The organism is Litorivivens sp., from assembly GCF_041625495.1.
Lineage (GTDB): Bacteria > Pseudomonadota > Gammaproteobacteria > Pseudomonadales > Spongiibacteraceae > Litorivivens.
In genome coordinates this window covers 1-3,979 of the sequence record NZ_JBFJTH010000241.1, presented here as the reverse complement: position 1 = coordinate 3,979, position 3,979 = coordinate 1, and the positions used below count along the sequence as shown (strand labels likewise).

Sequence of the window (3,979 nt, the reverse complement as noted above, 5' to 3'; positions counted from 1 at the left end):
TTAAAGATTTTTTTATTTGAGGAAGTTACAAGGAATGGCCCTTTCAGTACTGAAAATGAGCGACCTGGATCTCAACGGAAAGCGCGTTTTGATCCGCGAAGACCTCAATGTGCCGGTGAAAGATGGCGTGGTTACGTCAGACGCTCGCATCCGTGCGGTGCTGCCGACGCTAAAGCTGGCGCTGGAGCAAGGTGCGAAAGTGCTGGTTATGTCCCATTTGGGGCGCCCAACAGAAGGTGAATATGACGAGTCTTTCTCGCTGAAGCCCGTGGCCAAACGTTTGGGTGAGCTGCTGGAGCGCGAAGTTGCAGTTGTTCAAAATTGGCAGGACGGCGTCACGATTGATCAGGGCCAGCTGGTGCTGCTGGAGAATGTCCGATTTAACAAGGGTGAGAAAAAGGACGAGGAAGATCTCGCTGAGACCTACGCGTCCTTGTGTGATGTATTTGTGATGGATGCCTTCGGTACAGCTCACCGCGCCCAGGCTTCTACTCACGGTGTCGCCCGTTTTGCTCCCGTGGCCTGTGCCGGCCCGCTGTTGGTAAACGAGCTGGAAAATCTGGAAAAAGCGCTGAAAGAACCGGCCCGGCCAATGGTGGCGATTGTTGGTGGCTCCAAGGTGTCGACCAAACTTGAAGTGCTTGATGCGCTATCTGATAAGGTGGATCAGCTGGTGGTTGGCGGTGGTATTGCCAATACCTTCCTAGCGGCGGCGGGTAACAATGTTGGCAAATCGCTCTATGAAGAGGATCTGGTGCCGGCGGCGAAAAAGCTGATGGAAAAGTGTGATATCCCGATTCCCACGGACGTAATCACCGGCAAGAAATTTGACGAGAAGGAACCGGCCACGCTGCGTCCAGCCTACAATGTGGGCGACGATGATATGATTTTTGATATTGGCCCGGTTTCTGCGGCCTGTCTGGCAGAAATTCTCAAGCAGGCGGGCACGATTATCTGGAATGGCCCGGTCGGCGTTTTTGAGTTCGACCAGTTTGCCGACGGCACTGAAGCCATCGCTCAGGCCATTGCGGAATCTGATGCGTTCTCAATTGCTGGCGGCGGTGACACGCTGGCCGCTATCGACAAGTTTGGCATTGCCGACAAGGTGTCTTATATCTCAACCGGCGGCGGCGCATTTCTGGAATATGTTGAAGGCAAGGTGCTGCCTGCGGTGGCGGTACTGGAAGAGCGGGCAAAGGGTTAGGAACTTCATTGTGGGAGCGGGCCCTGCCGGCTCCCACAGATAATAGATATTGTTGAAAATACAGGGGTAGCAAATGGCACTTATCAGCATGCGACAACTGCTGGATCACGCCGCCGAATACGGCTACGGCGTTCCGGCCTTTAACGTGAACAACCTCGAGCAGACCCGCGCCATTATGGAAGCGGCGCGTGAAACCAATAGCCCGGTGATCATGCAGGCTTCGGCCGGTGCCCGTAAGTACGCGGGTGCGCCGTTTCTGCGCCACCTGATTCTGGCGGCAGTGGAAGAGTTTCCGGAAATACCGGTGGTTATGCACCAGGATCACGGTACCAGCCCGGATGTGTGTCAGCGATCTATCCAGTTGGGCTTTAGCTCGGTGATGATGGACGGCTCCCTGCGTGAAGATGGTAAAACCCCGGCTGATTACGACTATAACGTGGACGTCACTCGCCGGGTTGTGGAGATGGCGCACGCCTGTGGTGTTTCTGTTGAAGGCGAACTGGGCTGCCTGGGTTCATTGGAAACCGGACAGGCAGGTGAAGAAGATGGCGTTGGCGCCGAAGGCACACTGAGCCATGACCAGATGCTGACCGACCCCGAAGAAGCGGCCGACTTTGTGGCCAAAACCAATGTTGATGCCTTGGCGATAGCCATCGGCACCAGTCACGGCGCTTACAAATTCAGCCGTCCGCCGTCAGGCGATATTCTGGCTATCGAGCGTATCAAAGCGATTCACCAGCGTATTCCCGATACTCATCTGGTTATGCACGGTTCCTCAAGTGTTCCTCAAGACTGGTTGGCCATCATCAATGAATTTGGTGGCGAGATTCCAGAAACCTACGGCGTACCAGTAGAAGAGATCGTAGAAGGCATCAAGCACGGCGTGCGCAAGGTCAATATCGACACCGACCTGCGACTGGCGTCTACCGGTACTGTTCGCCGTTTCCTGGCGAATAACCGCTCGGAGTTTGATCCGCGCAAATATCTGAAAGAAACGATCACGGCAATGAAGGATATCTGCATAGCGCGCTATGAGGCCTTTGGCACTGCAGGCAATGCGGACAAGATCAAGCCGGTTTCACTGGAAGGTATGTTCGAAGCCTATGCGGCGGGCAAGCTGGATGCGAAGGTAAACTGATGAGTGAATGGGTACGGCTGGCCGCAGACAACCGCGAATCGCTAAGCCTGCCCCCACTGTCTGCGGCGGCGGATATCTCGCCGCTGGCGCAGGCTTATTTTGCTTATTACGGTATAGATTTTGAAAACCGCATTGACGGTTTGCAGCATCATTTCGGCGTGTTCTCCTCGGCCGGTTTTGATATCGCCGCACATGTGTTTATCCCTGAATCCCCTACCAAAACAGCGTTTTTGTATCACGGCTTTTACGATCATGCCGGCCTGTTCAAACACGCCATCGAATACTGTCTGAAACGCCAATACGCTGTCTTTATTTACGACCTTCCCGGTCACGGCCTATCCTCAGGCAAGCGCGCCGAAATCGACAGTTTCGACCAGTACCTGCAGATAATGAACGACGCATTTCATGCTGCGGCGCCCTTTAATCTGCCGAAACCGAAAATTGCCTTGGCCCAGAGCACCGGCGGTGCCATTTTGATGACTTACCTGCTCAAGGGTGGCAATGCGTTTGAGAAAGAGGTGCTACTGGCGCCGCTGGTGCGGCCAAAGGGTTGGCGCTGGGGCAAACCGCTGCACAATATGATTGGTCGGGTGGTATCCAGTTTGCCCAGGCGCTGGGCAGCTAACTCCGGTGATGAGGAGTTTCTGGCATGGCTTAGGGGTAGTGATGCACTGCAGTGTCCGGTGCTGCCGATGAGCTGGGTCAACGCACTGAAAGTCTGGGAGCCGATGTTTCGTCAGTTGCCCGACTCGGACAAAACGGTATTGGTTGTGCAGGGTGATGCCGACGATACGGTGGACTGGCGCTTCAACTTGCCGGTGATTCGCGATCACTTTCCGAATGCGGTGTTTGCCCATCTTGGTGGTGCGCGGCACCACTTAGTGAATGAGACGAAAGCACTTCGGCAACAGATCTGGCGTCGTATCGACGCATATCTGGATTATACCTGAGGCCTAGTGGTAGGTTCAGACAGTCTGCGCTAGCCGATGACTGCGCTGAGGGGCCGATTTTACTCAACACAATGTCCTTTTCAGGTGCCTGGCGCTGCTCAAGACAGGGCACTTTCAGATTCAACGTAATCGACATTCAACCACCAATCAATGCTGGTCGAGTGACGCAGCTTTTTGAGAGCACCGGTTACATAGTCCCGCGGTGGTGCGAAGGCCGCTTTCATGTCTGCTTTGGCTTCGATGATGGTCGGCTGTTTCGCCGGTTTGCGGTTGTTGATGATAAGCATGTTAAACCCGTCCCTCGTTTTTCAGTGTCGTGTCTGGTTGGCAACGACACAGATTGTTAGATGTGTGTAGTTTATGGTGGTGGGGCAGGTCTCGGAATCCGTTGATACGCCTGCTCACATAGGTGTTTTCCCTTAGGCGCAGAAGCCTGCTTCCATGCGTACTAGCTCGGCGAGCACATCCATGTTTTCCTTGTTTTGGTTGCCCGCCAGCTGGTGGTAGGCGTCAACAGGGGTCTTGCCTGCAGGGCTCGCCTGGAATGCGGCAATCAGTTGCTCGGCGGCAATGGCACGGGCACGAAAACGTGAGTAAAAGGTATTGATAGACAAAATAGACATGATGGAACCCCTGTAGTTTGTTGCTCTCGTTGGAGCAATTCATTTGATGGGTCCATTCTAGGGA

Annotated in this window: 5 protein-coding genes; 3 read left to right on the top strand and 2 right to left on the bottom strand. The window is 54.3% G+C overall.

The window, feature by feature from the left end; all coding sequences use genetic code 11:
- Window positions 1-34: 34 nt before the first annotated feature.
- The 3 genes from ABYP39_RS17740 to ABYP39_RS17730 all read left to right on the top strand — a co-directional run bounded on the left by ABYP39_RS17740 (window position 35) and on the right by ABYP39_RS17730 (window position 3,292).
- On the top strand, window positions 35-1,204 hold the full coding sequence (locus ABYP39_RS17740) for a phosphoglycerate kinase (RefSeq protein WP_372783927.1): 1,170 nt from the start codon (window positions 35-37) through the stop codon (window positions 1,202-1,204).
- Window positions 1,205-1,277: 73 nt separating this feature from the next.
- A complete protein-coding gene (gene fba, locus ABYP39_RS17735; RefSeq protein ID WP_372783925.1) occupies window positions 1,278-2,342 on the top strand; it encodes a class II fructose-bisphosphate aldolase in 1,065 nt (354 codons plus the stop codon).
- A complete protein-coding gene (locus tag ABYP39_RS17730) occupies window positions 2,342-3,292 on the top strand; it encodes an alpha/beta hydrolase (protein ID WP_372749162.1) in 951 nt (316 codons plus the stop codon). The genes fba and ABYP39_RS17730 overlap by 1 nt, the downstream gene beginning before the upstream one ends.
- 98 nt (window positions 3,293-3,390) lie before the next feature.
- Here ABYP39_RS17730 and ABYP39_RS17725 read toward each other — a convergent pair whose 3' ends face one another.
- Entirely contained in the window at window positions 3,391-3,579 is a 189-nt protein-coding gene (locus ABYP39_RS17725; RefSeq protein ID WP_372749163.1) for a hypothetical protein, read from the bottom strand.
- Between the two features lie 132 nt (window positions 3,580-3,711).
- Window positions 3,712-3,915: a hypothetical protein gene (locus tag ABYP39_RS17720; RefSeq protein WP_372749164.1), complete on the bottom strand. Its 204-nt coding sequence runs from the start codon at window positions 3,913-3,915 to the stop codon at window positions 3,712-3,714.
- Window positions 3,916-3,979: the final 64 nt, after the last annotated feature.

Coding starts and splice junctions, on each gene's coding strand:
- ABYP39_RS17730 (WP_372749162.1), top strand. CDS start 2,342: ATGAGTGAATGGGTACGGCTGGCCGCAGACAACCGCGAATCGCTAAGC.
- ABYP39_RS17740 (WP_372783927.1), top strand. CDS start 35: ATGGCCCTTTCAGTACTGAAAATGAGCGACCTGGATCTCAACGGAAAG.
- ABYP39_RS17720 (WP_372749164.1), bottom strand. CDS start 3,915: ATGTCTATTTTGTCTATCAATACCTTTTACTCACGTTTTCGTGCCCGT.
- fba (WP_372783925.1), top strand. CDS start 1,278: ATGGCACTTATCAGCATGCGACAACTGCTGGATCACGCCGCCGAATAC.
- ABYP39_RS17725 (WP_372749163.1), bottom strand. CDS start 3,579: ATGCTTATCATCAACAACCGCAAACCGGCGAAACAGCCGACCATCATC.